This is a genomic window from Roseibium sp. RP-7 (assembly GCF_053005225.1).
In genome coordinates, this window is sequence record NZ_JBRKQA010000001.1 from 1,660,502 (window position 1) to 1,683,681 (window position 23,180).

Annotated in this window: 22 protein-coding genes; 10 read left to right on the top strand and 12 right to left on the bottom strand. The window is 58.4% G+C overall.

All coding sequences use genetic code 11. The annotated features are described in order from the left end of the window. Positions 1-20 precede the first annotated feature (20 nt). Entirely contained in the window at positions 21-2,018 is a 1,998-nt protein-coding gene (locus tag ACVDG9_RS07545; RefSeq protein WP_208993775.1) for a putative bifunctional diguanylate cyclase/phosphodiesterase, read from the bottom strand. Between the two features lie 368 nt (positions 2,019-2,386). On the opposite strand from ACVDG9_RS07545, the gene ACVDG9_RS07550 reads away from it, so the two are divergent. The 3 genes from ACVDG9_RS07550 (at position 2,387) to ACVDG9_RS07560 (ending at position 5,885) form a co-directional block, all read left to right on the top strand. Then, positions 2,387-3,013 (top strand): helix-turn-helix transcriptional regulator, encoded by a 627-nt coding sequence (locus ACVDG9_RS07550; protein ID WP_055658663.1) that lies wholly within the window; start codon positions 2,387-2,389, stop codon positions 3,011-3,013. Positions 3,014-3,045: 32 nt separating this feature from the next. Beyond that, positions 3,046-4,929 carry an ABC transporter ATP-binding protein gene (locus ACVDG9_RS07555; RefSeq protein ID WP_447237656.1) on the top strand — a complete coding sequence of 628 codons (1,884 nt, stop codon included), beginning with the start codon at positions 3,046-3,048 and terminating at the stop codon, positions 4,927-4,929. A gap of 107 nt (positions 4,930-5,036) precedes the next feature. Further along, positions 5,037-5,885: a helix-turn-helix domain-containing protein gene (locus tag ACVDG9_RS07560; RefSeq protein ID WP_022997860.1), complete on the top strand. Its 849-nt coding sequence runs from the start codon at positions 5,037-5,039 to the stop codon at positions 5,883-5,885. A gap of 174 nt (positions 5,886-6,059) precedes the next feature. On the opposite strand, the gene ACVDG9_RS07565 is transcribed toward ACVDG9_RS07560, so the two are convergent. Continuing rightward, on the bottom strand, positions 6,060-7,691 hold the full coding sequence (locus ACVDG9_RS07565) for an FMN-binding glutamate synthase family protein (protein WP_168687995.1): 1,632 nt from the start codon (positions 7,689-7,691) through the stop codon (positions 6,060-6,062). A gap of 107 nt (positions 7,692-7,798) precedes the next feature. Beyond that, positions 7,799-8,170 carry a VOC family protein gene (locus ACVDG9_RS07570; protein ID WP_022997858.1) on the bottom strand — a complete coding sequence of 124 codons (372 nt, stop codon included), beginning with the start codon at positions 8,168-8,170 and terminating at the stop codon, positions 7,799-7,801. 114 nt (positions 8,171-8,284) lie between these two features. Here ACVDG9_RS07570 and ACVDG9_RS07575 point away from each other — a divergent pair, with 114 nt between their 5' ends. Beyond that, complete coding sequence (locus ACVDG9_RS07575) at positions 8,285-9,163, top strand: LysR family transcriptional regulator (RefSeq protein WP_447237657.1); 879 nt, start codon at positions 8,285-8,287, stop codon at positions 9,161-9,163. Between the two features lie 25 nt (positions 9,164-9,188). On the opposite strand, the gene ACVDG9_RS07580 is transcribed toward ACVDG9_RS07575, so the two are convergent. Then, entirely contained in the window at positions 9,189-10,487 is a 1,299-nt protein-coding gene (locus ACVDG9_RS07580) for a glycosyltransferase (RefSeq protein WP_447237658.1), read from the bottom strand. 133 nt (positions 10,488-10,620) lie between these two features. Here ACVDG9_RS07580 and ACVDG9_RS07585 point away from each other — a divergent pair, with 133 nt between their 5' ends. Continuing rightward, positions 10,621-11,046: a secondary thiamine-phosphate synthase enzyme YjbQ gene (locus tag ACVDG9_RS07585; RefSeq protein ID WP_077290405.1), complete on the top strand. Its 426-nt coding sequence runs from the start codon at positions 10,621-10,623 to the stop codon at positions 11,044-11,046. Positions 11,047-11,216: 170 nt separating this feature from the next. Next, entirely contained in the window at positions 11,217-11,579 is a 363-nt protein-coding gene (locus tag ACVDG9_RS07590) for a hypothetical protein (RefSeq protein WP_447237659.1), read from the top strand. 7 nt (positions 11,580-11,586) lie between these two features. Here ACVDG9_RS07590 and ACVDG9_RS07595 read toward each other — a convergent pair whose 3' ends face one another. From ACVDG9_RS07595 to ACVDG9_RS07615, 5 genes are all read right to left on the bottom strand, one after another. Continuing rightward, on the bottom strand, positions 11,587-12,339 hold the full coding sequence (locus ACVDG9_RS07595) for an SDR family NAD(P)-dependent oxidoreductase (protein ID WP_062489479.1): 753 nt from the start codon (positions 12,337-12,339) through the stop codon (positions 11,587-11,589). Positions 12,340-12,391: 52 nt separating this feature from the next. Beyond that, entirely contained in the window at positions 12,392-12,832 is a 441-nt protein-coding gene (locus tag ACVDG9_RS07600) for a hypothetical protein (RefSeq protein WP_296598855.1), read from the bottom strand. A gap of 385 nt (positions 12,833-13,217) precedes the next feature. Then, positions 13,218-13,472: an HP1242/YdcH family protein gene (locus ACVDG9_RS07605; RefSeq protein ID WP_031268132.1), complete on the bottom strand. Its 255-nt coding sequence runs from the start codon at positions 13,470-13,472 to the stop codon at positions 13,218-13,220. A gap of 167 nt (positions 13,473-13,639) precedes the next feature. Then, entirely contained in the window at positions 13,640-15,199 is a 1,560-nt protein-coding gene (locus ACVDG9_RS07610; protein WP_296598852.1) for an EAL domain-containing protein, read from the bottom strand. Between the two features lie 232 nt (positions 15,200-15,431). Further along, on the bottom strand, positions 15,432-16,673 hold the full coding sequence (locus tag ACVDG9_RS07615; protein ID WP_447237660.1) for a HupE/UreJ family protein: 1,242 nt from the start codon (positions 16,671-16,673) through the stop codon (positions 15,432-15,434). Between the two features lie 239 nt (positions 16,674-16,912). Between ACVDG9_RS07615 and ACVDG9_RS07620 the strand changes: the two genes are divergently transcribed. After that, positions 16,913-17,287, top strand: a complete 375-nt coding sequence (locus ACVDG9_RS07620) for a VOC family protein (RefSeq protein ID WP_022997847.1) — start codon at positions 16,913-16,915, stop codon at positions 17,285-17,287. 42 nt (positions 17,288-17,329) lie between these two features. Then, the gene (locus ACVDG9_RS07625; protein ID WP_031268126.1) at positions 17,330-18,031 is read left to right on the top strand and encodes a helix-turn-helix transcriptional regulator; all 702 of its coding nucleotides are present in this window, start codon (positions 17,330-17,332) and stop codon (positions 18,029-18,031) included. A 37-nt stretch (positions 18,032-18,068) separates the two neighbouring features. Here the strand turns inward: ACVDG9_RS07625 and ACVDG9_RS07630 are convergent, their stop codons facing one another. Together ACVDG9_RS07630 and ACVDG9_RS07635 are read right to left on the bottom strand one after the other, a co-directional pair. Further along, positions 18,069-19,121, bottom strand: a complete 1,053-nt coding sequence (locus ACVDG9_RS07630) for an alpha/beta hydrolase family protein (RefSeq protein ID WP_447237661.1) — start codon at positions 19,119-19,121, stop codon at positions 18,069-18,071. Then, positions 19,111-20,052 carry a sterol desaturase family protein gene (locus ACVDG9_RS07635; RefSeq protein WP_447237662.1) on the bottom strand — a complete coding sequence of 314 codons (942 nt, stop codon included), beginning with the start codon at positions 20,050-20,052 and terminating at the stop codon, positions 19,111-19,113. The genes ACVDG9_RS07630 and ACVDG9_RS07635 overlap by 11 nt, the downstream gene beginning before the upstream one ends. A gap of 143 nt (positions 20,053-20,195) precedes the next feature. Between ACVDG9_RS07635 and ACVDG9_RS07640 the strand changes: the two genes are divergently transcribed. Continuing rightward, positions 20,196-20,801, top strand: coding sequence for a TetR/AcrR family transcriptional regulator (locus ACVDG9_RS07640; RefSeq protein ID WP_209168765.1), 606 nt, complete (start codon positions 20,196-20,198; stop codon positions 20,799-20,801). Positions 20,802-20,878: 77 nt separating this feature from the next. On the opposite strand, the gene ACVDG9_RS07645 is transcribed toward ACVDG9_RS07640, so the two are convergent. Further along, positions 20,879-21,910, bottom strand: coding sequence for a LacI family DNA-binding transcriptional regulator (locus ACVDG9_RS07645; RefSeq protein WP_447237663.1), 1,032 nt, complete (start codon positions 21,908-21,910; stop codon positions 20,879-20,881). 83 nt (positions 21,911-21,993) lie between these two features. Here ACVDG9_RS07645 and ACVDG9_RS07650 point away from each other — a divergent pair, with 83 nt between their 5' ends. After that, complete coding sequence (locus tag ACVDG9_RS07650) at positions 21,994-23,172, top strand: phytanoyl-CoA dioxygenase family protein (RefSeq protein WP_447238294.1); 1,179 nt, start codon at positions 21,994-21,996, stop codon at positions 23,170-23,172. Positions 23,173-23,180: the final 8 nt, after the last annotated feature.

Sequence of the window (23,180 nt, forward strand, 5' to 3'; positions counted from 1 at the left end):
GAATTGGTCCGGATCGCCGGTCAGGCGCGGAAGAACTGAAAGCTGCTGGCCCCGGCAGTGCCGGACAGGGGAAGCCCTGCAACCCTTCCGTTTTCCCTGGCATCGGCAAGAAGGTCCTCGAAAGGCAGGGGAGCGCTGAAATGGTATCCTTGGACCAAACGGCAATGCATCGCTTCCAGAAGTTCCAACTGGTTGCTTTCTTCAACGCCTTCCACCACGCACTGCATCTTCATGGACCGGCACAGGTTGACGATGGAGGTCACGACGCCGCTCGCGATCGGGTCCTTGATACCGGCAACGAAACTGCGGTCGATCTTGACGCAGTCGATAGGCAGTCGGTGCAGGTAGCCAAGGCTGGAATAACCGGTGCCGAAGTCATCCAGCGCGAGTTTGACACCGGCATTGCGAAGAACCTGCAGACAGGTTTCAGCCGCTTCATAACTGCCGATCACGGAAGTCTCGGTAATTTCGAACGTGATCCGCCGCGGGTCTATCGCCGCGCGGCGGATGATCTCGAGCAGCGCAGCCACGGTCTCGGCGGAAGTGACGTCATGTGCGGACAGATTGAAGGATAGCGAGAGCGTCCCGGGCAGGGCCTTGATCTGCTCGACCGCCTTTTCGAACAGCGACAAGGTCAGCCTGTGGATCAGGCCGGCGCGCTCGGCAATGGGAATGAACTTGTCGGGGGCAATCCTGCCAAGCTGCGGGTTGTCCCACCGCGCCAACGCCTCGAAGCCGACAACGAACCGTTCCGGCAACTGGACGACAGGCTGGAAATAGACCTGGAATTCGCTGGCAAGATCTGCGCTTTGAAGCGCGGCCTCGATGGCCCGTTCCGAGCGGATGCGGGCTTCATGTTCAGCCGAATAGACCGTCGTCCGGCCGCGCAGGCTGGTCTTGGAATTGTAAAGGGCGTAGTCGGACCGGTCGAACAGAACATGAGCAGAAGTGCCGGCGTCAGGATAGAACGCAATGCCGCAGGACGCGCCAACGGAAACCTGCAGTTCACCGATCCGATAAGGGCGGCTGATCAGTTCGCAAATAGACTGCCCCGTCGAGGCTGCCTCGTAGATGTCTCCGAGATAAAGGAAACCGAACTCGTCGCCGCCGAGACGGCAGATCTCGACATTCGGCAGTCCAAGGCTTTTCAGGCGCGAGCCGACTTCCATCAGCAATTGGTCGCCTAACTGGTGGCCATAGGTGTCGTTGATGGGCTTGAACCGGTCCAGGTCGACGACGCCGACCGCAAACTGCCGGTCCGTACCTTCCACTTCGCTGATCAGGGCTTCAAGCCGGTTGAAGAAATAGCGTCGGTTCGGCAGGTCGGTAAGCGCGTCGGTTTGGGCAAGCTTGGAGTTTTCTGCGTTGAGACGCTCCGTTTCTTTCTGTTTGGCGGCCAGGTCCGATTGAGATTCAATCAGTTTGCAGAACCCTCGATAGCCGTTCAGGAGAACCTGCAGGACGACCAGGCACACCAGGAAGATATTGAGCCCTATCGCAATGTAGACGTCCTGGTTCTGGCCGAGATAGTGCACCAGATAAGGGATCGTCACGATCACCATGACCATCAGGGCAGCCTGCGGCAGATGCATCAGGCAGAAGATGCAGCCGATGACGGTGATGGCGATGAAAAGCGCCACATGACCGCGCTCCGCAGGTCCGCCATAGCCGTCCAGGCTCAGCGACCAGGCAATGTAGATGACGGACACCAGACTGCCGAGAATGACGGTCTGCCGCATCTTGCTGATCGCTTCTTGCGGTGTCGGGTCTACCTTGCGGGCGCGTATCCAGGCCACCATGCGAAAGGTCGTGATCAACAGGATCGGCGCAAGAATTCCGACGGTCAGATAAGTCGGCGCGATATCGAAATGGGTATAGGCAACGGCAACCGCATTGACCATGAGGAGGGCATAGAGCGACGGAATCTGGGTCTTGAGCTCATTGTACTGAGCTTGTGCAATTTCCGGATGGCGAGGATCGATCATCATCCATCTCAGGAAAGCCCTGATTTTTTCCATCATTTTCTCCATTGATATTTCTTCTAATCAAAATGAGATAAAGAATTGTTATGAAGGCGACTTTGCTGACTTTGCGTCGCATTGGGGTTCTTGAAGAGTTAAAGCGCCTATAGGAAATGCTGACGCGGCGGTTACGAAATATTTCAAGGCGAAAACCGTGTGATCGAGCAATCAGGCACTAAGTTGGGCCGGCGCCGGACAACGGTTCATCGCAGGATATTATAGTGACATTTCTTGCATGCTCCCGTCACGCTTGGCAAATAAACGTGGCTGCCAAGGCAGGCTTGTTGGCGAGAAATGCTCTGGTCGCTTCACAATAAGATAAGCAGACTATTTTTTTATCTTTGAAATACGCTATATAGACGGCTATGGCAGATCGTACTCGAACCCGGCTTTTGAACGCGCTGAAATCCTCCGGCCCACAGACTGCGGCAGATCTTGCCAGCGGGTTGAAGGTGACGTCAGTGGCTGTTCGCCAGCATCTGGACGGCCTGTTGCAGGACGGACTGGTGGACTTCGATGATCAGAAAGGTTCGGTCGGCCGGCCCAAGCGGGTCTGGGACCTGACACCGGACGGGCACAAGCAGTTTCCCGACAATCATTCCAACCTGGTGCTCGGGTTGATTTCCGGCCTGAACGATATTTTCGGCGAAGAAGGTGTCGACAAGCTGATTGCCCACCGTGAAGCGCAAAGCCGGAAATCCTATACCGAAGCGGTTGGCAAGGCGCCGGATCTGCGCGGCAAGCTGGAAGTGCTTGCCGATCTGCGCAACCGGGAAGGCTACATGGCCGATCTTGTTCCGGAAGGGGCAGGCTACCTGCTGATCGAAAATCACTGTTCGATCTGTGCCGCGGCAACGGCCTGTCAGGGGTTCTGCCGGTCGGAACTCAATCTTTTCAAGGATGTACTTGGGCCAGGTGTCTCGGTCGAACGTACCGAACATCAGCTCTCGGGCGGTCGTCGCTGTGTTTACAGGATTGAGCCAGCGGCCTGATCAGGCGCTGGTCCAGTCGAGGAGTGTTTTGCGTGTCAATCGCCAGGCCGCTGCTTGCGCGGCTCATCGACCGGTATTTCCATCCGTTCGAAACCCACATCAAACCGCTGGAACTGCCTGTCACGCCTCTTCCGGATGAAGGGCCGCTGAAGCTGGTCTGGCATTTCGCGATGATGTTCCGCTGGCAACTGGTAATCGTTTCCTGCCTGGCGATGATCTCCTCCGGGCTGGGTCTTGCGGGCATCTGGGCAATAGCTTTCGTGGTCGACGGTGTGACCGAGGCAGGGGCGCAGGCGTTTCTGAAAGACAACCTCACCATCCTGGCCGGTTTCTTCCTCCTCTTCGTGATTATTGATCCGCTCGCCTTTCTCCTGCGTCAGACCTTTGCCTTCCAGACCGTGCGCATTCTTCTGCCGGCGGCAATGCGCTGGCAGGCACACAAGGCCGTGGAAGCACAGGACCTGGCTTTCTTTGAGGACACTTTCGCCGGTCAGGTTGCCTCCCGCATTGCCCAGGTCACCATGTCGGTTCACCGTCAGATGATGCTGTCCATCGAGACGGTTCCGTTCCTGGTCATTCAGTTTGGCGGATCGTTCCTGCTGCTTCTGGCCATGGCCTGGCCGCTGGCCATTCCGGTATTGTTCTGGATCTGCGCGAATATCCTCGTCGCCTGGTTGGCGATCCCGGCCTATCTGCAGCGCTCTGCCAAGGTGGCGGCGGCAAATTCCAAGGCCACCGGCGCGATGACCGACGTCTATTCCAACATCGCGATGGTCAAACTGTTTGCGGCGGAAGATTCGGAAGCCGGTGCCATTCGCAAGGTCATCGGCGAAACAATCGACACCAGGCATAGTGAGAACCGGTCCTATATCCTGACCGACAGCGGCGTTTATTTTCTGAACGTGCTGCTGATCCTGGCTGTGGTGGTCATTGGCTTCTGGGGCATGATGAAGGGGTGGGTCTCGATTGGCGACTTTGTCGCCGGGCTGACCGTCACACGCTCGCTGTCGCACGCGTCGTCCAGCTTCATAGGGATCGGACAGTCGATCACCAGCACGCTCGGTACGATCCGCGATGCCATGCCGATCATGACGAGCCGGCCGGCAATCATCGACCAGCCGGATGCCGGCGAGCTGAATGTCAGCGCCGGGGAAATCCGCTTCGACAACGTGTCCTTTGCCTATCAGAGTGACCGCAAGCCGGTCCTGGACAAGTTCGATTTGATCATCAAGCCGGGCGAGCGTGTCGGTCTGGTTGGCCTGTCCGGCGCCGGCAAATCGACCGCTGTGTCTTTGCTGATGCGCTTGCGGGACGTGACCGAAGGCCGGATTTCGATCGACGGGCAGGACGTGCGCGATGTCACCCAGGCATCTCTGCGCAGCCGGATCGGCGTTGTCACCCAGGACATCTCCCTTTTGAACCGGTCGATCCGCGACAACATTCGCTATGGCAGGCCGGAAGCCACCGACGACGAGATCCGTGCGGTTGCCCGTGCTGCCGAAGCGCTCGATTTCATTGAGGAGCAGAAGGACAGCAAGGGCCGGACGGGGCTGGATGCCCATGTGGGCGATCGCGGTGTCAAACTATCCGGCGGTCAGCGTCAACGCATCACGATCGCCAGGGTGCTTTTGAAAGATGCGCCGATCCTGATCCTCGATGAGGCAACATCTGCCCTCGATAGTGAAGCCGAGCTTGCCATTCAGCAGAACCTCACCCGCATGATGGAAGGGCGCACCACGCTGGCCGTTGCCCACCGTCTGTCGACCATTGCCGCAATGGACCGGCTCGTGGTGATGGATCAAGGCCGGATTGCGGAAGAAGGTACACACCGCGAGCTGCTTGCCTCCGGTGGTCTTTACGCTGCGCTCTGGGAACGTCAATCAGGTGGTTTCCTGGCGCTCAGCGCTGCTGAATAGGGTCTGGTGAAAAGCTCCCTGCTTGCGTGAGCTTCCCACAGGCTGGTGCCTCGGGAAAATGTCAGCTTGTGTTGATTTTCCGAAATCCGGCTGACAATACTCCTCTCATGGACAAGAGAGACCGCGCCGTACTTTTTCGCGAACGCCTGTCGGATGCCTTGCGCAGCCGGGATATGAACCGATCGGATCTGGCACGCGGTGCCGGGCTCGACCGGTCGACCGTTTCCCAGCTGTTGTCGGAAGATGCACCCCGCCTGCCAAACGGGCAGGCATTGGCTGCCATTGCGACAGCGCTCAGCGTTTCTTCCGACTGGTTGCTTGGTCTTTCCACCCACCGCGGGGCCGCGGCCGAAATCCTGGATCAGGCAGTTCAGGTGGCCGAGACCGAGCGGCACCCGGTCGATGAACATCTGCTCGCCTGGTACCGCGATGCGGTCGGGGCGAAGATCCGGCATGTGCCCGCTAACCTGCCGGATGTCCTCAAGACCGAAGCTGTTCTGGCTTTCGAATACTCCGGCGAAACGTTGCGCACCGCCGACCAGGCCATAACCGGCACCAGGGATCAGAGGGCACTCCTCAGCCGGGCGGAATCCGACATGGAAATCGCCCTGTCGAAAGAGGCGCTGGAAGGTTTTGCGCGCGGGGAGGGGCTATGGCAGGGGCTTCCGGTTGACCTGCGTCGCGAACAGCTGGAGGTCATGGGGCTTACCTTGAGCGAGCTTTACCCCTCGCTACGTCTGCACCTCTTCGGCGCGACCGACCGGTTCTCCGCACCTTTCACGGTCTTCGGGCAGAAATGGGCGGCACTCTACCTCGGGCAGCGCTACCTGGCGTTTTCCAACACGCGCCACGTCCAGCTCTTCTCCAGCCACTTTGACGACCTGGTTCGCCACGCGGTCATCCGCTCGCATGAGGCAGGTGATTTTGCCGTTCAACTGGCGCGCCAGCTCGACTGACGTCTGTTCGTTTTTAGCTGCAAGAAATGGTCACCTTGCAGCCATGGATATCTTGTGAGCCGCAGGCACAACCCGGTTGGGTCGATCAGCAGCAGGCGTGCGCCTCGAGAAAGCCTGTTTCCCGGAAACCTTCACCTTGAAGGACGACGCAAGGCCCCCGCTGACGTTTTATGCCTAGGCGTGGGCGGACTTTGCAGCTTCCACCGACTTGGCCGGGTGAAAGCTTTCTGCTTCTGCCATTTCCCAATAGGTCGAGTAGCCCGGAATGTTGTGCGACTTTTCAAGGAGGGCCCCCTTCTTCAACCAGGACAGCGCGACGCTGGCCGGCATGATTTCGCGAAGACCTTCGTGCAGGTAGAAATGTTCCGGCTTGAATTCGCGCGGATGGCTAAGCCCGGCAGCGGCAGAAAAATCCCGAAGGGACTTCAGCGTGTTGCGATGAAAATTCGCGACGCGCTGCGCCTTGTCGGGAACAACCAGGGCCTGCTGGCGCTTGGGGTCCTGCGTGGCGACGCCGGTGGGGCAACGGTTGGTGTGGCAGCTCTGGGACTGGATGCAGCCGACTGCGAACATGAAGCCGCGCGCAGAGTTGACCCAGTCGGCGCCCAAAGCCAACGCCCCTGCAATGTCGAATGCGCTGATCAGCTTGCCGGCGGCACCGATCCGGATATCTTCGCGAAGACCCGTGCCAACCAGGCAGTTGTGTACGAAGGTCAGACCCTGGCGCAGAGGGGTTCCCAGCCTGTTGGCAAATTCCACCGGTGCGGCGCCTGTCCCGCCCTCGGCACCGTCGACCACGATGAAATCCGGCTTGATGCCGGTCTTCAGCATGGCCTTGACGATGGCCATGAATTCCCAGCGATGACCGATGCACAGTTTGAAGCCGACCGGCTTGCCACCTGAGAGCTCCCGCAGCTGAACGATGAAATGCAGCAGTTCAACCGGGGTCGAGAAAGCGGAATGAGAGGCAGGTGATATGCAGTCGGTGCCAATCGGAACGCCGCGAGCTTCGGCGATTTCTTCCGTCACTTTCGGTCCGGGCAGCACACCGCCATGACCAGGCTTGGCCCCCTGGCTCATCTTGATTTCGATCATCTTGATCTGCGGTTCGACAGCCTGCTTGGCGAACTTTTCGGCATCGAAAGTGCCATCGTCCGCGCGGCAGCCGAAATAGCCGCTGCCAAGCTCCCAGACCAGATCGCCACCACCTTGCCGGTGATAGCGCGAAACGCTGCCTTCCCCGGTGTCGTGATAGAAACCGCCTGCCTTGGCGCCCTTGTTCAAAGCCAGAATGGCATTGCCGGAGAGCGAACCGAAGCTCATGGCCGAAATGTTGTAGAGGGAAGCCGAATAAGGCTGTTTGCAGTCCGGTCCGCCAATCGTCACGCGCATGTCTTCATGGTTGTGCGGTTTGGGACAGATCGAATGGTTCACCCAGCCATAGGAAGTGTCGTAGACGTCAAGTTCTGTACCGAACGGCAGAACATCCTCGATATCCTTCGCCCGGTCATAAACCATGGAGCGCCGCTCCCGCGAAAACGGTCTGCCGTCCTGGTTGCTTTCAAAGAAATACTGGCGCAGTTCCGGCCGGATCGCTTCGAACAGGAAACGGAAATGACCGGAAACAGGATAGTTGCGCAGGATCGCATGTCGGGTCTGGCGGATATCGAGATAACCGATCGCCGATAGCACTGCAAAAACCAGAAATGGCCAGACGAAGTAGCCGCTGAGGGCAAACGTCAGGACAAGTGCAACCAGGGCAAGTACGATACAAAGAATGAAAACGGTATAGCGGGCGGGAAACACGGACGGGTGACTCCTATTCGGCGGGCTGTCTAGTTGTGTCAGGCTGCGGCCAAAAAGGAAAGAGCGATCAACACTGTTGATCGCTCTTGCATGGAACCGATTTGAACTCAGACCATGTGGTGCACGTTCAGCTTGTTGCCGTCCAGGTCCCGAAAATAGGCGGCATAAAAGCCGTTGTCGGCGCGCTGGCCGGGCTTGCCTTCGTCCGCCGCGCCAAGCTCTATGGCTTTGCGGTAGACCGCATCGACCTGTGCCCGGTTCTGGGCGGACAATGCGACCATGACGCCATTGCCGACGGTCGCCTGTTTGCCGTCATAAGGAATATGCACGGAAAAGGCTGACGTGGTCGGCTGGTTCGCCCAGACGATGAAGTCATCGAACTCCATCAGCCGCTGTGCGCCGAGTTCAGCCAGCAATGCGTCGTAAAACGCTGCTGACCGCTTCAGGTCGTTGGTTCCCAAAGACGTATATCCGATCATGAGTTTCTCCTGAAAATTGGTGTGTGCGGTGCCGGCGTGATGGATTTAGGTGTTTGCAAAAATGTTTGGAATAGGCAGATTTAAGGTGGAAGTTTTCAAATTTGAAAGAGCGTGATGGATTGGAACTACCTTCGAACGTTTCACGCGGTCGCCGAGACCAGCAGTCTCGGCAAGGCTGCTGAAAAGCTCGCAATCAGCCATGCCACGGCGTTCAGGCACATCCGTTCTCTGGAAGAGCAGCTTGGCTCCAGATTGTTCGAAAAGGTGAAGGGCCGTTACAGGCCGACCGAGGCTGGTGCCGAAATTCTGGACTTGGCGCAGTCTGTTGTCGTTGCCATGGAGGACATTGACCGGCGGATATCCGGGGCGGATCTGGCTTTGAAGGGGCGAATTCGATTGACGGCCCCTGCAAGTTTCGCAGCCCATTTCCTTCCCGGTTATCTGCGCGACTTCAGAGCCCGGTTTCCCGACATCACCGTTGAGCTGCTGACCTCCAATGAGGAGATCAACATGTCCAGCAGGGCTGCGGAGATCGCCCTGCGGGTCACGTCATCTCCACCGGAGCACCTGATCGGACGCAAGGTCGCAGATATTCCCTGGGCCTATTTCGCAAGCCAGACCTATCTGGAGCGCAAGGGCGCGCCGTCGAATTCGGCCGATCTCACAACTCATGACCTGATTGGTGCAAGCGGACTGCTGTCCCAGCGGCCCGGCTTCCAACAGATGGACAGGACGCACCGCGACAGGATCGTGGTCCGAAGCGATGATCTGATGACCATGGCTGCATTGGCGCGCAAGGGGCTGGGGATATGCCTCGTTCCGGTGGATGTCGCACAAGGCGGCTTGCAGAAACTGGCCCTCACCGATGACGTACTGGCAAATGAGCTCTGGGTGCTGACCCATCCCGACCTTCGCTCTGTCGAACGGGTCGCCTGCATGACGCGGTTTCTGGCAACAGCCTTCGGGGCCGAAGCCGCCTTTTCAGGTACGTAGCTTGGTTTTAGACGGCATAGTCTAATCAGATCCTGTCAGCGCCGATCATCGACAGGAGCCGCTCTGCCGTACCTCGCGCACCCGGTTCGCTTGCCATGATGTCTGCCACCCGTTTGGCACCGACACGATACACAGGGTCTTCGAGTTGCATCAGCGCCCGGGCGAGTTTCGAAGGAGTGAGCGACTTTTGCCGGATCGGTGCAGGCCCGGCTCCGATCTTGTGAACCTGCGCGCCCCAGAAGGGCTGATCGCCGAAGACGGGACTGACCAGCGAAGGTTTGCCCCAGCGCAGGGCTTCATGGGTGGTGCCGGCACCACCGTGGTGGACGATTGCCGCGCAACGCGGGAAAAGCCAGCTGTGAGGTGCCTTATCCAGCAGGAAGACGCGGCCTGAAAGTGTCTGCGGCAGGCTTTGCCCGGACAATCCTCCCCAGCCCGTCGCCAGGATCGCACGTTGGCCGGTTTGTTCCAGGGCTGCAAGCACGGTTTCTGTCAGCTTTGCCGGGTTCCTGCTCGGCATGGAGCCAAAGCCCAGATAGATTGGCTCCGGGCCGTTTTCCAGAAACGAAGCCAGGTCTTCCGGCGGAACGTAGTTCGGATCAGGTTCGGTCAGCCAATAGCCGCAGGCCCAGTTGTTCTCCGGCCAGTCTGGTGGTGTTGGCACGAGACCCCGGGAAAAAGCCTGAAGGGACAGCGGCGATCCTCCGCCGGGCATATGGCCGTCCATCAGATCGCCCGAATGGGCAGGCGCATCCTTCGTCCCCGTTTCCGCGCGGACGGCCTTTGCGAGCGGCGCGATACCCAGCCGCATCAGGGAGCGACCGATGGCAAAACTTTGCCGATTCAGGAAAGGACCGAGGTCGGGCAATCCGAAAAGCGGTAGCGGAAAGGTGCCCGTTGCCGCGCTCACCGGCTGAAGCGCTGTCGGCAGGGCGGGTACGTCGAGATGCCGCGCCACAAGTGTCAGAACAGTTGCCTTGAGATTGAACAGGATAAGGTCCGGTTTCTCCTGCATGCCGATCTGCCAGAGGCGCCGGGCTGCCTCCTTCTGCAGATCGATATTCTTGCGGGCTGCACGGATTTTGCCCTTCAACGTGAACAGCGCAGCCTGAATGTCCTCATTTTGCAGAAGGGCTTGATAATCGAGTGGAACCGGCCGTGACCGGGCACCGGCAGCGGTGATCATGTCATCGAAACCTTCTCCCGTCGTCACCACGACGTCGGCGCCCATTTTTGCCAGGTCGCGTGCCAGGGCAACATAGGGCTGAACGTCTCCGCGCGTGCCCAGAGAGGCAATGAGGATCTTCTTTCGGGGAGTTGGCATCAGGGCCTCGGTTCGGAAAATCTGGCGGGGCTTCGGTAGGCTTCCCTCAGATGGCGGCCCGCAGCTGCAATTGCAACCGTAGCGTGGATCGCCTAAGCCAGTGCGAAGCGGCAAAAGGTCCTCGGAGGAATCGATGCAAACCAGATTCGCAATTGGCACCCGCGGGCAGGGCCTTTACGAATTCACCTCGTCGGTGGCTGAATGGCTTGCAGAAACAGGTGCGAAAGATGGCTTGCTCACACTGTTTGTCCGCCACACTTCGTGTTCGCTGCTGATTCAGGAAAATGCGGATCCGGATGTGCAGCGCGATCTGAAAGCGTTTTTCGAACGTCTGGTTCCGCCCGCAGATCATCCTTCCATGAATTATCTGGTGCATACCCTGGAGGGACCGGACGATATGCCTGCCCACATCAAGGCGGCGATGATGCCGGTTTCGCTTTCCATTCCCGTCTCGGCAGGGCGCATGGCGCTCGGAACCTGGCAGGGAATTTATCTGTTCGAACATCGGACCCGAGCCCATCAGCGTCAGATCGCCGCTCATTTTCTGCCTGACAGCTAATCGGATGTTTTGACTGCGCGATCGATGACCGTGATTGAGAAAAAAGGCGCTTTCGGAAAATTTGTGACGACTATCACATCCTGAAAAATTGAAGCCGGTAGAGTGGTTGCATGATCCGGAAATCCGTCTCAGAAAACCGGAAGCCGGTTGAGTTTCAGGGAGATAGTCAGATGCGCACCACCCTTTTCCTTGCCGCACTGTTCCTGGCTGGTCCCGCCCTTGCCGATAACGACCCGAACCGCCCGACCGACAGGATCGCGGCAGACCTCGGTATCGAGGAGGCGGTCTTCATCGAGTGTTTCAAACCCGTCCATCCGGAGCCGGGTAAATATCCCAGCGGTGCCCAGCAACGGGCGAACAAGGCGCTGCTGCTGCCGTGCCTGCAAAGGGCCAACGCCACCATCACCAATGATCGCCTGGACGCGGTCATGGACAAATACCGGCCTGAGGGCGCATTCCGGAAAGAAGATTGTTCCCGCAAGTCCGCAAACCGGCCCGTTATGCAGCGTTGTGTCTTCCTGAAAGTCGAGTGACGCTCACTTACTTGCGAAGTGCCGGAAGGCCAACCCCGGTGCTTTCAAAACCACCATCGGAAGCAATCACCTGCCCGGTGACGTAACTCGCCTGCTCGGAGCATAAAAAGGCGATTACTTCGCCAATTTCCGTTTCCGAGCCATAGCGGTTGAGCGGGATCGCGTCGTGATAGGCATCGATGATGTCCTGGCTGTGCACTGCCATCGCCAGCTTGGTACGCACGGGACCCGGGCAGACACAGTTGGCACGAATGCCGTATTCGCCAAGTTCCGCTGCCTGTTGTTTGGTGAGCTGGATGACGGCGGCCTTGGAGGTTCCATAGGCAACCCGCAACGTTGACGCGCGCAGGCCGGAAATGGAGGCGATGTTGACGATGGCGCCACGGGTTTTCTTCAAAGCGGGAACGACAGCTTGAGAAACCAGAAACACGCCGTCCAGATTGGTCTCCATGACCCGCCGCCACATGGCAAAATCCGTCTCCTCTATCGGGCCGAATTCGGCGACGCCGGCATTGTTCACGACGGCATCCAGCTGGCCGAATTTCTGCAAGATGGCAGGGATGGTTGCCTCGACCTGCTCTGCGATGGAAACGTCACAAATAAACGGAACGGCACCTGCCAGACCTTCGGACGCAATCGCGAGTTCATCGACATCCCGGTCAAGCATGGCAACCTGCCAGCCGCGGCTCAGCATGAGCTTTGCCGTCGCAAGGCCGATTCCCCGGGCAGCACCGGTGATGAGGATGGTTTTCTGGGTCATGGGGGGAGATCCGTTCAGGGCAGGGGAAGGGGAGGCGGGTCTGTTGAGAGGGTCAGCGCATTGAAATACAGACGCGAATGGAACCGGCATTGTCCGGCAGCGCGATATCCTTGTCGTTGATGCGGAAGGCATAAACACCGGCCGGATCGCGCGAGTTGACGGCGAGCGCGGCAAACTCCGCGAACGGAACAATGCGGCCCGCCTGATCTCGCACAAGCATCTCGCCGAAAGCGTAGGATTGGTCAAACTTGTAGCCATAGAGCGGGCCTAGCCGGCGGGCGTCTTCGCCCGTATAGCCACGCGGGCCGACGGCCTTGTACATGCCGGCAATCACGCTCCAGCCGCCGGAATACTGCACGCCGGTGATCTTGCCGCCGGGCAGGGACAGTTGCTGCCAGCCGCGTTTCGCCTGAACATCTATGCAATGATCGGCGGCAAATGCTGTTGACGAGAATAAGAGGGGCAGAAGCAGGCAGAGGCGAACAAGGGTCATGGTCTGATCCGAAATGAACTCGCCCCAGAAGATAACAGCCCCGCGTGCGGGTCAAGCTGTGTCGGGGAGCGCTGGTTCCGGATCACGCAAGCCTCACACAGGCTTGCCTTGCAACTATTTGCGGGAAGACCCACATCGTAGGGTGAACGATGAGGGTCGTTCCTCCCCAGACTGGCGCCGGGCTTTTACGAAAAGCTGCGGCGCCTTCTTTTTTCAACTCTTTGTCGATATGCTGACCGTGTGGGCGACAAGGTCGCCAAAACCGGAAATGTGCTCCACTGCGCTCCTGGTGGGCCAGGACCTTGTCCTGGAGAGCTGCATGTGGTGGCCCGCGCCGTCGGACGGGGACGGCGCGGGCTTTAACACCGGCCTGAAAAGGAGGGGCTCAGGACACGGTGTTAGCCGTTGCCGCCAGGATGGCAGCAATCTGGTCTTTCAGATTTAGTCTCTTCTTTTTCAGGTCTTCCAGGACATCGTCGGATGCCGGTTCCACATCTGTCTCGATGCGGTGCACTTCGCGATTGACGGTGTGATATTCATCCGCCAGCCGGGCAAAATGGGCATCACTTGTTTTCAACGCATGCAAAGTGTCTGCGGCTTCCGGAAATTCTTCATGTAACTCGTGTGGCACGTGGCTCATTCTTGCCTCCTTGTAAGAACCACAAGGTGCCGCCAACCTGTTCAATTCACCTTGAGACAGATCAATCGTGCTCGAAATTGCATCGGAGTTTTTGTGGTGGCGCCGGTTTGCTCGCAACTGCGAGGCTGGAAGCCTGGAGAAGCAGGCGATCGGCGCTGGAAAGAGCGTCAGCCGCTGACGGGTTTGAGCTTTGCCAAGCGTCCGCTCGTCGGCATCTTTTCCTTCAAGGTCTGTTCCAGAAGGTAGAGGGAGAAGTCCCGGATGGGCATCGGTTTGGCAAAGAAATAGCCTTGGGCGTAGTCCACATCTCGGTTCCTGAGGGACGCGAGCTGGTCCATCGTCTCGACACCCTCCGCACAGACTTTCATCCCATGTGCCGAAGCAATGCCGAGGATTGCCTGAACAAAGGCACCGCGGGCCGTGTCGGTGGTGCTGCCGAGATCATCGACGAACATCTTGTCGATCTTCACGAGATCGGGCTTGAGCGCCTTGATCTGGGCAAGGTTGGAATAGCCGGTGCCGAAGTCGTCAATTGCGATCAGGCAGCCGATGCTGCGCAGGTATTCCAGCGATTTTGCAATGCTGGTACCGGACCGGATCCCGGTTTCCAGGATCTCGCAGCACAGGGAAAGACCGGCTTCTGTCGCCATTGCAAAAACCGGCGACTGAATAACGGACTGGATCTGTTCGTCTTCCAGATCTGCCTGGAAGAAATTGACGGACACCTTGAAACCCGGCCGTCCCGCAAGCAGCGGTTTCAAGTCGCGAAGTGCCTTGGCGATGATGATCTCGGTAAACTCCCAGGTCAGGTTCTCCTGCTGGATTATGTTTACGAATTCATCCGGGAAAAGCTTGCCCTGGGCATCTTCGAACCGGGCCAGAACCTCACAGCCTTCGCATTTCATCGTGTCGAGCGACAGGATGGGCTGGTAGTGCGGCTCGAAGCCTTTGCCGCCGTTGGCGATCGCGTGACGGATCCGCCCGGCCGGGCTGTGGCGGTCACGCACGATCCGTTTCACCCTCAGGAAAACGAGCGCGCCGGTGACGATGCCGAAGACTGCAAAAATCGCGAGCAGGCCGATATTTTGCTGAACGATCCGGCTGGCAGGGATCATGGTCAGGTAACACAGCCTGACATCGCCTTCGCCGCAGGCCTGTGCATAGACGTTGCCGAACATCGGGCCGTAGTTGTCGCGGTATTGCTTCAGAAGGCCCGCGTTTCCATTGGCGTGGAACAGAACCGTGTAAGGGTCTTGAACACTCGACACATAGAACATGTCGTCGGCGGCCGTTGCCAGGTTGCCGGTCTGGTAGAATGAAACGCCGTAGCGGCCCTTCTTGATCACTGTAACGCTGTCGACACCCTCGGCCTTGTCGAAGGGCACCCTGTACCAGGTCTCCCTGCCATCGCGGAACAGTTGCGCCTTTTCAGGCGGGCCGAAATCGTGGGCAGGTTCGAAACGCCCGAAGCTCGAAGAGCAGGCGGCGTTCGTGTCACCGTTCGGAAAAAACCAGATATTGGTAATGTGATTGTCGTTGTAGACGAGCGTGTTCAGCGTTTTCAGATGCGCGTCGCTGCAATCGTCTTCGGGAAGTCTTTCCAGGGCTCCGTAGAGCTTGTTTCCACGGTCTATGTTGGACTGCCAGATGCCAAGAAGGTCTGCCGTCTGTTTCTGCAGTTCGCTTTGCCCGTCATAGGCGACACCGGCCCAGGCTATAAGCAACATGACGGCAACCGTCGCGAGGCCTGCAAGAGAGCCTTTTAATAGTGGTCGGGTATTGGGCGAGGTACCGTGACGAGCCATTTCATTGCCAATTATTATTCCGCCCAAGTTGCACAGTCGGGATTAAGAACAAGTCAATTGTTAGAATTAACGGCGCTTAACCCGGCAGATTAATCGGCTTTTTATGTCTTTTTAGGGTGTTTTTTGCCTGAAATGGCCATGAGGCGTCCTCAAGTCAGGCCGAAGTCAGCAATCCGGGCAGGCGCTCGATGACCCACCAGGCAGACAGGATCGCAATCCCCGACAGCGCGCCGAGCCGCAAGGGTTGCAGGGCGGGTTCAGCTGTCTTTCGCAGAAACAGGACGATGGAGAGCGTCACGGCGAGAATGATGAGCTGGCCAAATTCGATGCCGATGTTGAATGCCAGCAGCGCGGGTATGAGATCCGGTGCGCCCCGGCCGAGAATGTCCGCAAGAACGAAGGAAAAGCCGAGGCCGTGCAACAGGCCGATCGCGGCGAAGACGAGCACCGAGCCCGACTTCCGGACCATTGCCGCGATGGCCGCATAAAGAACGGAAGCGGCAATGGCCGTCTCCACCAGCGGGATGAACCATGGCCAGGAAGGTGTTGCCCCGAGGAAGGTGGCAATCAGCGTGACTGAGTGCCCGATCGTGAAGGCGGTGACGAGGTAAATCAGTCTCCGCGTTGCCCCGACGCCCAGAGCCAGCGCGATTACCAGAAAGACGTGATCGAGGCCCTCCAGAATGTGCAGGGTGCCTTGGTGGATGAAATGCAGAAAAGTGCTGAGCCGGGATCCGTCGAACCGCGCAGGTTCTTCCAGTTGCCCGGGAGCCGTGGTTGAAACCGGAGGGGTGTTGCGGGCATCGACCAGGTGGTTGTCGATGGCTATGCCGGGCCCCGGGATCAGGGGAGCGTACCCGGACTGCACCTGAAGGACACCGGTCGGATCGCTGCTTTCCAGCCTGAGCGCGTAATCGATGACTGCCGTACCAAAGAGCGGGTTTTCATTCGGGAAAGCTTCGCTCAACGCGGATTGGGCGGCAACAGCTGTGTCGATGTCCTTGTCAGGTCGACTGGCGTGAACCGTAAACCCGATGATCTCCACCGGCAGGGCAAGGCCCGCCTGCGAAAAGACGAGGGCGTTGCGCAACCGGTCTTCAAAGGCAGATCGATTGCTGTCGATCGCGCCGAGATCAACCCGGTAGCGCTCACCGTCCGGGTTTTGCTCCAGGCGAAGAAACGGCGAGACCAGTGGTACCTGTTCGACCTGCGAGCGACCGACGAGATCCGAGAAGACAAGCGGAGCGGGCACCCGCACATAAACAGTCAGCGTATCAGCTTCACGCGAGACCAGAAGCGTGCGCACCTTGGTACCTTCCGAAAAATGCGCGAAGGCAGGCGTGAAGTTTGTCAGCAGAAACAAGAGACTGAAAAGGATCATCTGCCAGCGTTTCATAACCTCTCCTTCCGGTTGTCACACCGCCTTGGTCTGCGTCCCGGCCCATGCAGTTTAGCTGTGAGGGCGTGTTGCCGGCAAATTGTCATCAGCCTCTTTTCCAAATTCATCTGTGAGACGAAATTTGCAGGTGTTTACTTGCCCTTGCGTCATATATGTTTGTCACTCTCTCCTGACAGAATGCTGTCAGGAGAGGTTTGATAAGGTGATCCTCATCACAGCGCCTGAGGAGACTTTCCATGACTTTTGCACCCGATCACTTCAACGTCTGGATGGAGATTCCCGTCTCCGATCTGGACAAGGCGGTCAGCTTTTATAACGACGTTTTCAAAACGGAGCTTAGACGTGTCATCGACATGGGACCAAATGAGATCGCAATCTTTCCGACCAAGGAGCAGGGTGGGATTGCAGGTCACCTTTACCCGGGAAAACCCGCGCAGAACGGAACCGGACCAACCATTCATCTCGCCTGCCCGGACACCCTGGAAGAAACGATGGAACGGTTCGCTGCCAAGGGGGGAGAGATCATTTCCGATCCGGCTGCCATTCCGGCGGGGCGCTTTGCCTATGGCATCGACCCGGACGGAAATTCCATCGGCATGTTCGCACGCTGATTTGAGACTGACAGGATGTCGGCTTCGCAAGGGGCCGGCATCATGAGACGCGCCGACCGCCTTTTCCAGATCGTGCAATATCTGCGCGGCGGCCGGCTCGTGCGGGCACGTCAGCTGTCCGAATGGCTGGAAGTATCCGAACGCACCATCTATCGCGATGTTGCCGACTTGCAGGCATCCGGCGTGCCGATCGAAGGTGCGGCTGGTGTCGGCTACATCATGCGCGATGGCTATGAACTGCCACCACTCATGTTCACCCGGGATGAAATTGTTGCTCTACTCGCCGGTGCGCGTCTGATCCGTGCCTGGGGCGGGGCCGCCATGGCTCGGGCCGCCGAAGAGGCGATGATCAAGATCGACGCTGTCCTGCCGGAAAAGATGCGGGTGCGTCAGAACGAAGTCGAGATCCACGCGTTCGCGCCAGAGATGACACCGCAAATCCGGGCTCATATCGATTTTCTGGAAGCGGCTGCCGATGGCCGCAGGCGCTTGTTCGTGGCGTATTGCGACAGCAAGGGTGAGCCGACCGATCGTACGATCCGCCCTCTTGGTCTGTGGTTCTGGGGCAAGGTCTGGACACTGGTTGCCTGGTGCGAATTGCGCCAGGACTTCCGCATGTTCCGTCTGGACCGGATTTCCGAGATGCGGGAGACGGGAGACAGGTTTGATCCGGAACCCGGCAAGACGCTGAAGGATTTCTACCGGGGCATGGAGGCGGAAAACTACGGCAACACCGGGGGGTGACGGCCTGGCCGCAGGAGCAGGGTACCGTTCCCGCGTTTTATGGCACCCGCACGATCATATCGAGCCATGTCGCAATCGCCTGCAATGCGGTTGGATCGATGGTCGTTGCTATCCGGACATACTCGTTGATACGTCCGGTGCGCGTTGGTTGGAACAGGTGATTGAGGCCAGGCAGCGTTCTGACATCCGAGAGCGGGTGGGTGAGGGCTCTTCGCATGACAGGTGAATTCTCGCTGGCGGAAACCTGCAAGTCGTGCTCACCGAAAAGGGCCAGCACCGGAATGGTCAGGCCTGCCAGCTGTTCAACCGGATCGTGCCGTGCGTAGGCGGAGGCCCAGGGTGTCGCCCAGACAGCCAGGTTTTGCCTGATCTGGGAACCGCTCGCCCCCGAGTTCTTCAAGGCCTTCGTGATGTCCTCGCGTAATTCTGCCGGTGTTCCGGATTTCAAAAGAGCGGAGCTGATCTCATTCACCGCGCGGCTCTGTCCGGCAATGACTTCATCGGACAGGCCTTCCGCACGCCCGATATCCTGAACCTGAGTGCGCATGACATCGGGAACAAGCGGCAGGGCAGGGCCCGCAAGATAAACATGAAAGGCGGCCGGTTCGATCTGCTGCGCGATCGGCGCGAGATAGCCGCCTTCCGAGTGGCCGATGTATCCGGTTTTTTCGGAAAGAACACGCGGATGAGACTTCACATAGGCAAGCGCGGCGGCTGCGTCGCTCGCTAGATCCTGCGGGGTTGCTGTCGCAAAGTCTCCCGTGCTCCGGCCCACGCCGCGGTCGTCGTAACGCAGCACGGCATAGCCGGATTTCGTCAGGTGATCTGAAAGCACGAGAAAAGGTTTGTGGCCCGCAATTTCTTCATTCTTGTCCTGTGGGCCAGAACCAGTGATGAGCACCACCGCAGGGACGCGCGCCCTCCCTTTTGGCAAGGTCAGCTCGGCATCCAGAACGGCGGTGCCGGACGCAGTTCTGATGCGGACGGTTTCAATGGGGTAGTCGCGGACCTTCGGGTCCTGTGGCCGGTCGCTCAGTCCGAAGACCGCCAGATAGCCCGCAAAAGTCGCCAGAAGCAGATCAATGTTCATCGTGGTGTTCCCCTTGGCTGGAACCTGCGGGCGACTGCGTTTGAGTGTCGGACTGGTCCGCGGGAAGAGCCGTATCGCGCGTCGGTGTCCAGCCGGGAGGTTTCATGAGCATCTTCAGAGCCTGGGCGAAGGAAGGGGCTTTGAGCGCATCTGAGCCAAGACGAATGAAGTCTCGAAAGTTGATGGTGATCGGATTGGATGTGTTGAGCGGATCGGTGATCCCGTAGACAACCTTGGCACGCTCGGGTGTGTAGGTTCCAAAGAGCCGGTCCCAGACGATCAGGATGCCGCCATAGTTCTTGTCGAGATACTCCGGATTGCTGCCGTGGTGCACGCGATGATGCGACGGTGTGTTCAGAATGCTCTCAAGCCACCCGAGCCGTCTGACCTTTTCGGTATGGATCCACGATTGATAGGCCACCACGACGGCAAGTCCTGCGATCACCTGCACAGGGTCGAAGCCGACAATCACCATGGGAATGAAAAACATCCATTCGAACAGCGCTTCGGTCCAGGCCAGACGCAGAGCCGTCGTGAAGTTGAACTCAGGCGAGGAATGATGAACGCTGTGATAGGTCCAGAATAGCCGTACCCGATGCTCGCAGCGATGCATCCAGTAGTACGTCAGATCAGCGACCACGATCGCAAGTACCCACGTCAAGCCGTTCATGGGCAGGTCCCAAAGCGCGAACGGTTCTGCAAGGAAAACGGCAATCACGACGATCAGCCCGTATGCGGTTCGTTCCAACAGACCGTAGACAAGGCCGATAATCAGATTTGCGCCGGTTTCCGATAGCGATTGACGGTAGCCGGCAAACCGGTCCCACACGGTTTCGGAAGCCAAAACAAGAAGAAAGACCAGCGCCAGGATTTCAATACCGTTGAAGACTCCAGCCGCCTCCTGAAGGCGAAGTTCCAGATCAGAATACATGACACCTCACAAAGAACGAACGTTCGTTCTTTAATTGGGTGCGCCGTCCAGGATTGCAAGACGGCAACGAACCTGAAATGAACAGCGCGGAAGAAGAAGTCGGGCTACGGTCTTTCTTCGTAGCGTCGCACAGGAGATTCCCGATGGCCGAAACCAGGCCGCAATCCACCAGCCGTCTGGAAAAATCCGCCAAGCGTCGGCAGATGATCGTCGAAACGGCTGCGGGTCTTTTCATCGAAAAGGGGTTTCACCAGACCGGCATGCGCGACATCGCGGGCAAGGCGGGGATCAGCCTCAGCAATCTCTATAATCACTTCAAGGGCAAGAACGAGATCATCGCAGCCATCTCGGAACTGGAAACTGTCGAACTTGATCCCTTGCTGAGGCGGCTTGAAGACACGTCAAAAAATCGGATGGAAAGACTGCTGGAATTTGGGGCGGAGTATTTCGATCTCTGTTCGTCGCCGGCACATGCCGCGTTGAGCGCGGAAATCGTTGCCGAGGCCTTCAGAAATCCCGAGATCGGCGGCCTTTTCGAACAAACCCGGGCTCGGCTCGTTCAAGCTGTTGCCAACTGCCTGCCAACGTTTGAAGAAAACCCTGCCACGTCGGCCGAACTGGTTCTTGGTTTGATCGAACGCAGTGGCCAGAATGCCGTTTCCAGAGATGTTTCGACCAGAAAACAGCTCAGGCAATCCATGTTGGCTTTTGTCGAACGCGCAGTTGGCACAGAGCTGAAACACGGTTGATCAACTGCTGGCAGTGTGCTGTTGGCGCGTTTTCTGATGAACGGCAGGCTTTGGCTGTGGAGATCAGCACTGCCAGGTCAGGCTGGTTCATTGAACCTGGAAGGAATGTTCAAGGGGGTGACCACCTGAACATCGCTCGTTTCGCCGGAGGGAGACGTGCCGATGCCGTGGTATGCCAGGAGATGACGAAACGCCGTGTGCATGTCTGACTGCAGGTCGTGATGAAGCACCAGCGTCAGCTGCTCCTGCCGGAGAAGCTCGAGATTGTCCTTGTCCAGATCGTGCGCGACATAGACCCTTGGCATCTGGCCCACCTCGGACAAGGCCTGCAAAATAGCCCTGTTGCCGCCTCCCATGGAATAGACGCCGGAAATCGGTGGAGAGGAGCCCAGCTTCTCGGCAACCTCCCGCCGTGTTTCGGGATTGAGGCCGCCGCCGCCGCTGGCATCCACCAATCTGCATTCCGGGCGCAGACGATCCAGTTCCTGCCTGAAACCCTCGTAGCGCTCCTCCTCGCCCTGAAAGGTGTGCTGGCTGAGCGTCGTCAGAACCGTTCCGTTCGCCGGCAGGAGCTTGTGCATGAGATAGGCTGCGGTTTTGCCGGCGCTGCGATTATCCAGGCCAACATAGGCAAGCCGCCGGGATGCGGGAAGGTCGGTAAAGACGGTGACGACAGGGATTCTGCGGTCTGCCAGTCCTGCGATCAGATGCCGGACTTCCTCTGTATCGCGCACCTTGAGGCAGATGCCCTGGCTGCCTCGCTTTGCGATCCGCTGCAGAATCGCGCTGCATTCGGCTGCCGACATGGTTTCGGTGAAAGTGAACCTGGGGCGGATCGCGATCGGATGCAGATCTGTCAGCACGCTTTCACAGGCGAGACGCACTTCTCTGCTGAACCTGTTCGGCGCTTCCATAACCACATCGAAGAAAAGCCGCCGCCCCCTGGCAGCCAGCTGACCTTCCTGCTGTTCCAGTTCTGTAATCGCATCCTCAACACTGCGACGGGTCTGCGGGCTGACATGTGCTCGCCCGTTCATCACGCGGTCAACCGTGGCAGTGCTGAGGCCTGCCTGAAGGGCGATTTCCTTGATCGGGAAGCGATGGGTCATTTGATGGATTCTTGATGGAAAATGCCGATCCGATCAAGACCGATCCTGATAGCATTGCAGCCAACAAAACCTGGGAGGGGATCATGGACAAACGGGTCGATCATCTGGCGTATTTCAACGCCACCAGTTGCGATGTCGAGGACTTCAGGCAACTCGTGTCGCAAAAACTGGACGCCGGTATCGTGCCGCACGCCTACAAGGTGGTTGCCGGTATTCCCGTCTACCGGGTTGCCGATCTGGAGACCGTACTCGCAGGTAGCGAAAGCCGTAGCCGGTTGATGGCGGAGTGGGCGCAGGTTATGCGGCTGCACTCGGGTGTGCTGGTGCTGGAGGAGGCATATAAGGATGTCACCCCGATAGACCGGGCAACGCAGGTCTACAACCGGATCATCGCCGAGGAGAAAGCTGCTTCAGGCGGCGGTGCAGATCATTTTGCAGCTGCCGGCGCAAACGACCGGATCTGGAACTCACTGCAGAAACTCTGTCTGGAAGCCCCCGATGTCTTCGCGGACTATTTTGCCAATCCTGCCATTGATGCCGTCTGTGAAGCCTGGCTCGGACCAAACTACCAGATGACAGCCCAGGTGAATCTTGTACGTCCGGGCGGCAAGGCGCAGCAGGCCCATCGGGATTACCACCTTGGTTTCCAGTCAGCAGAAGACTGCGCACGTTATCCGGCCCATGTGCACGACCTGTCACAGGTCATGACCCTGCAAGGGGCGGTCGCGCATACAGACATGCCGATTGAAAGCGGTCCCACGAAGCTCTTGCCGTTTTCACAGCTTTATCGTCCGGGCTACGCTGCCTACCGGCTGGAGGCATTCAAGGAGTTTTTTGAACAGAATTACGTGCAGATGCCATTGCGCAAGGGCGATGCGGTGTTCTTCAACCCGGCACTGTTCCACGCCGCCGGTGACAACTCCAGTGTCGATATCCAGCGCATGGCAAACCTGCTTCAGGTGTCCTCGGCCTTCGGACGCGCCATGGAAAGTGTGGACCGGGATGCCATGTGCCGGGCGCTCTATCCCGTGCTCCTGGCGAAAACCGGACAGGAAACAATGTCAGGTGCCAGACTGGAGGCGGCTGTTTCCGCGTGTGCGGAAGGATATTCCTTCCCGACCAATCTGGACCGGGATCCGCCTGTAGGCGGGTTGGCGCCCGAGACACAGAAGCAGCTTTTCCTAAGGGCTCTGCAGGACAGAATGCCGGCAGCGGATTTCGAAGCGGCTCTTTTGGCCCGGGCGGAGCGCCGGCAAGCCTGAAGCTGATT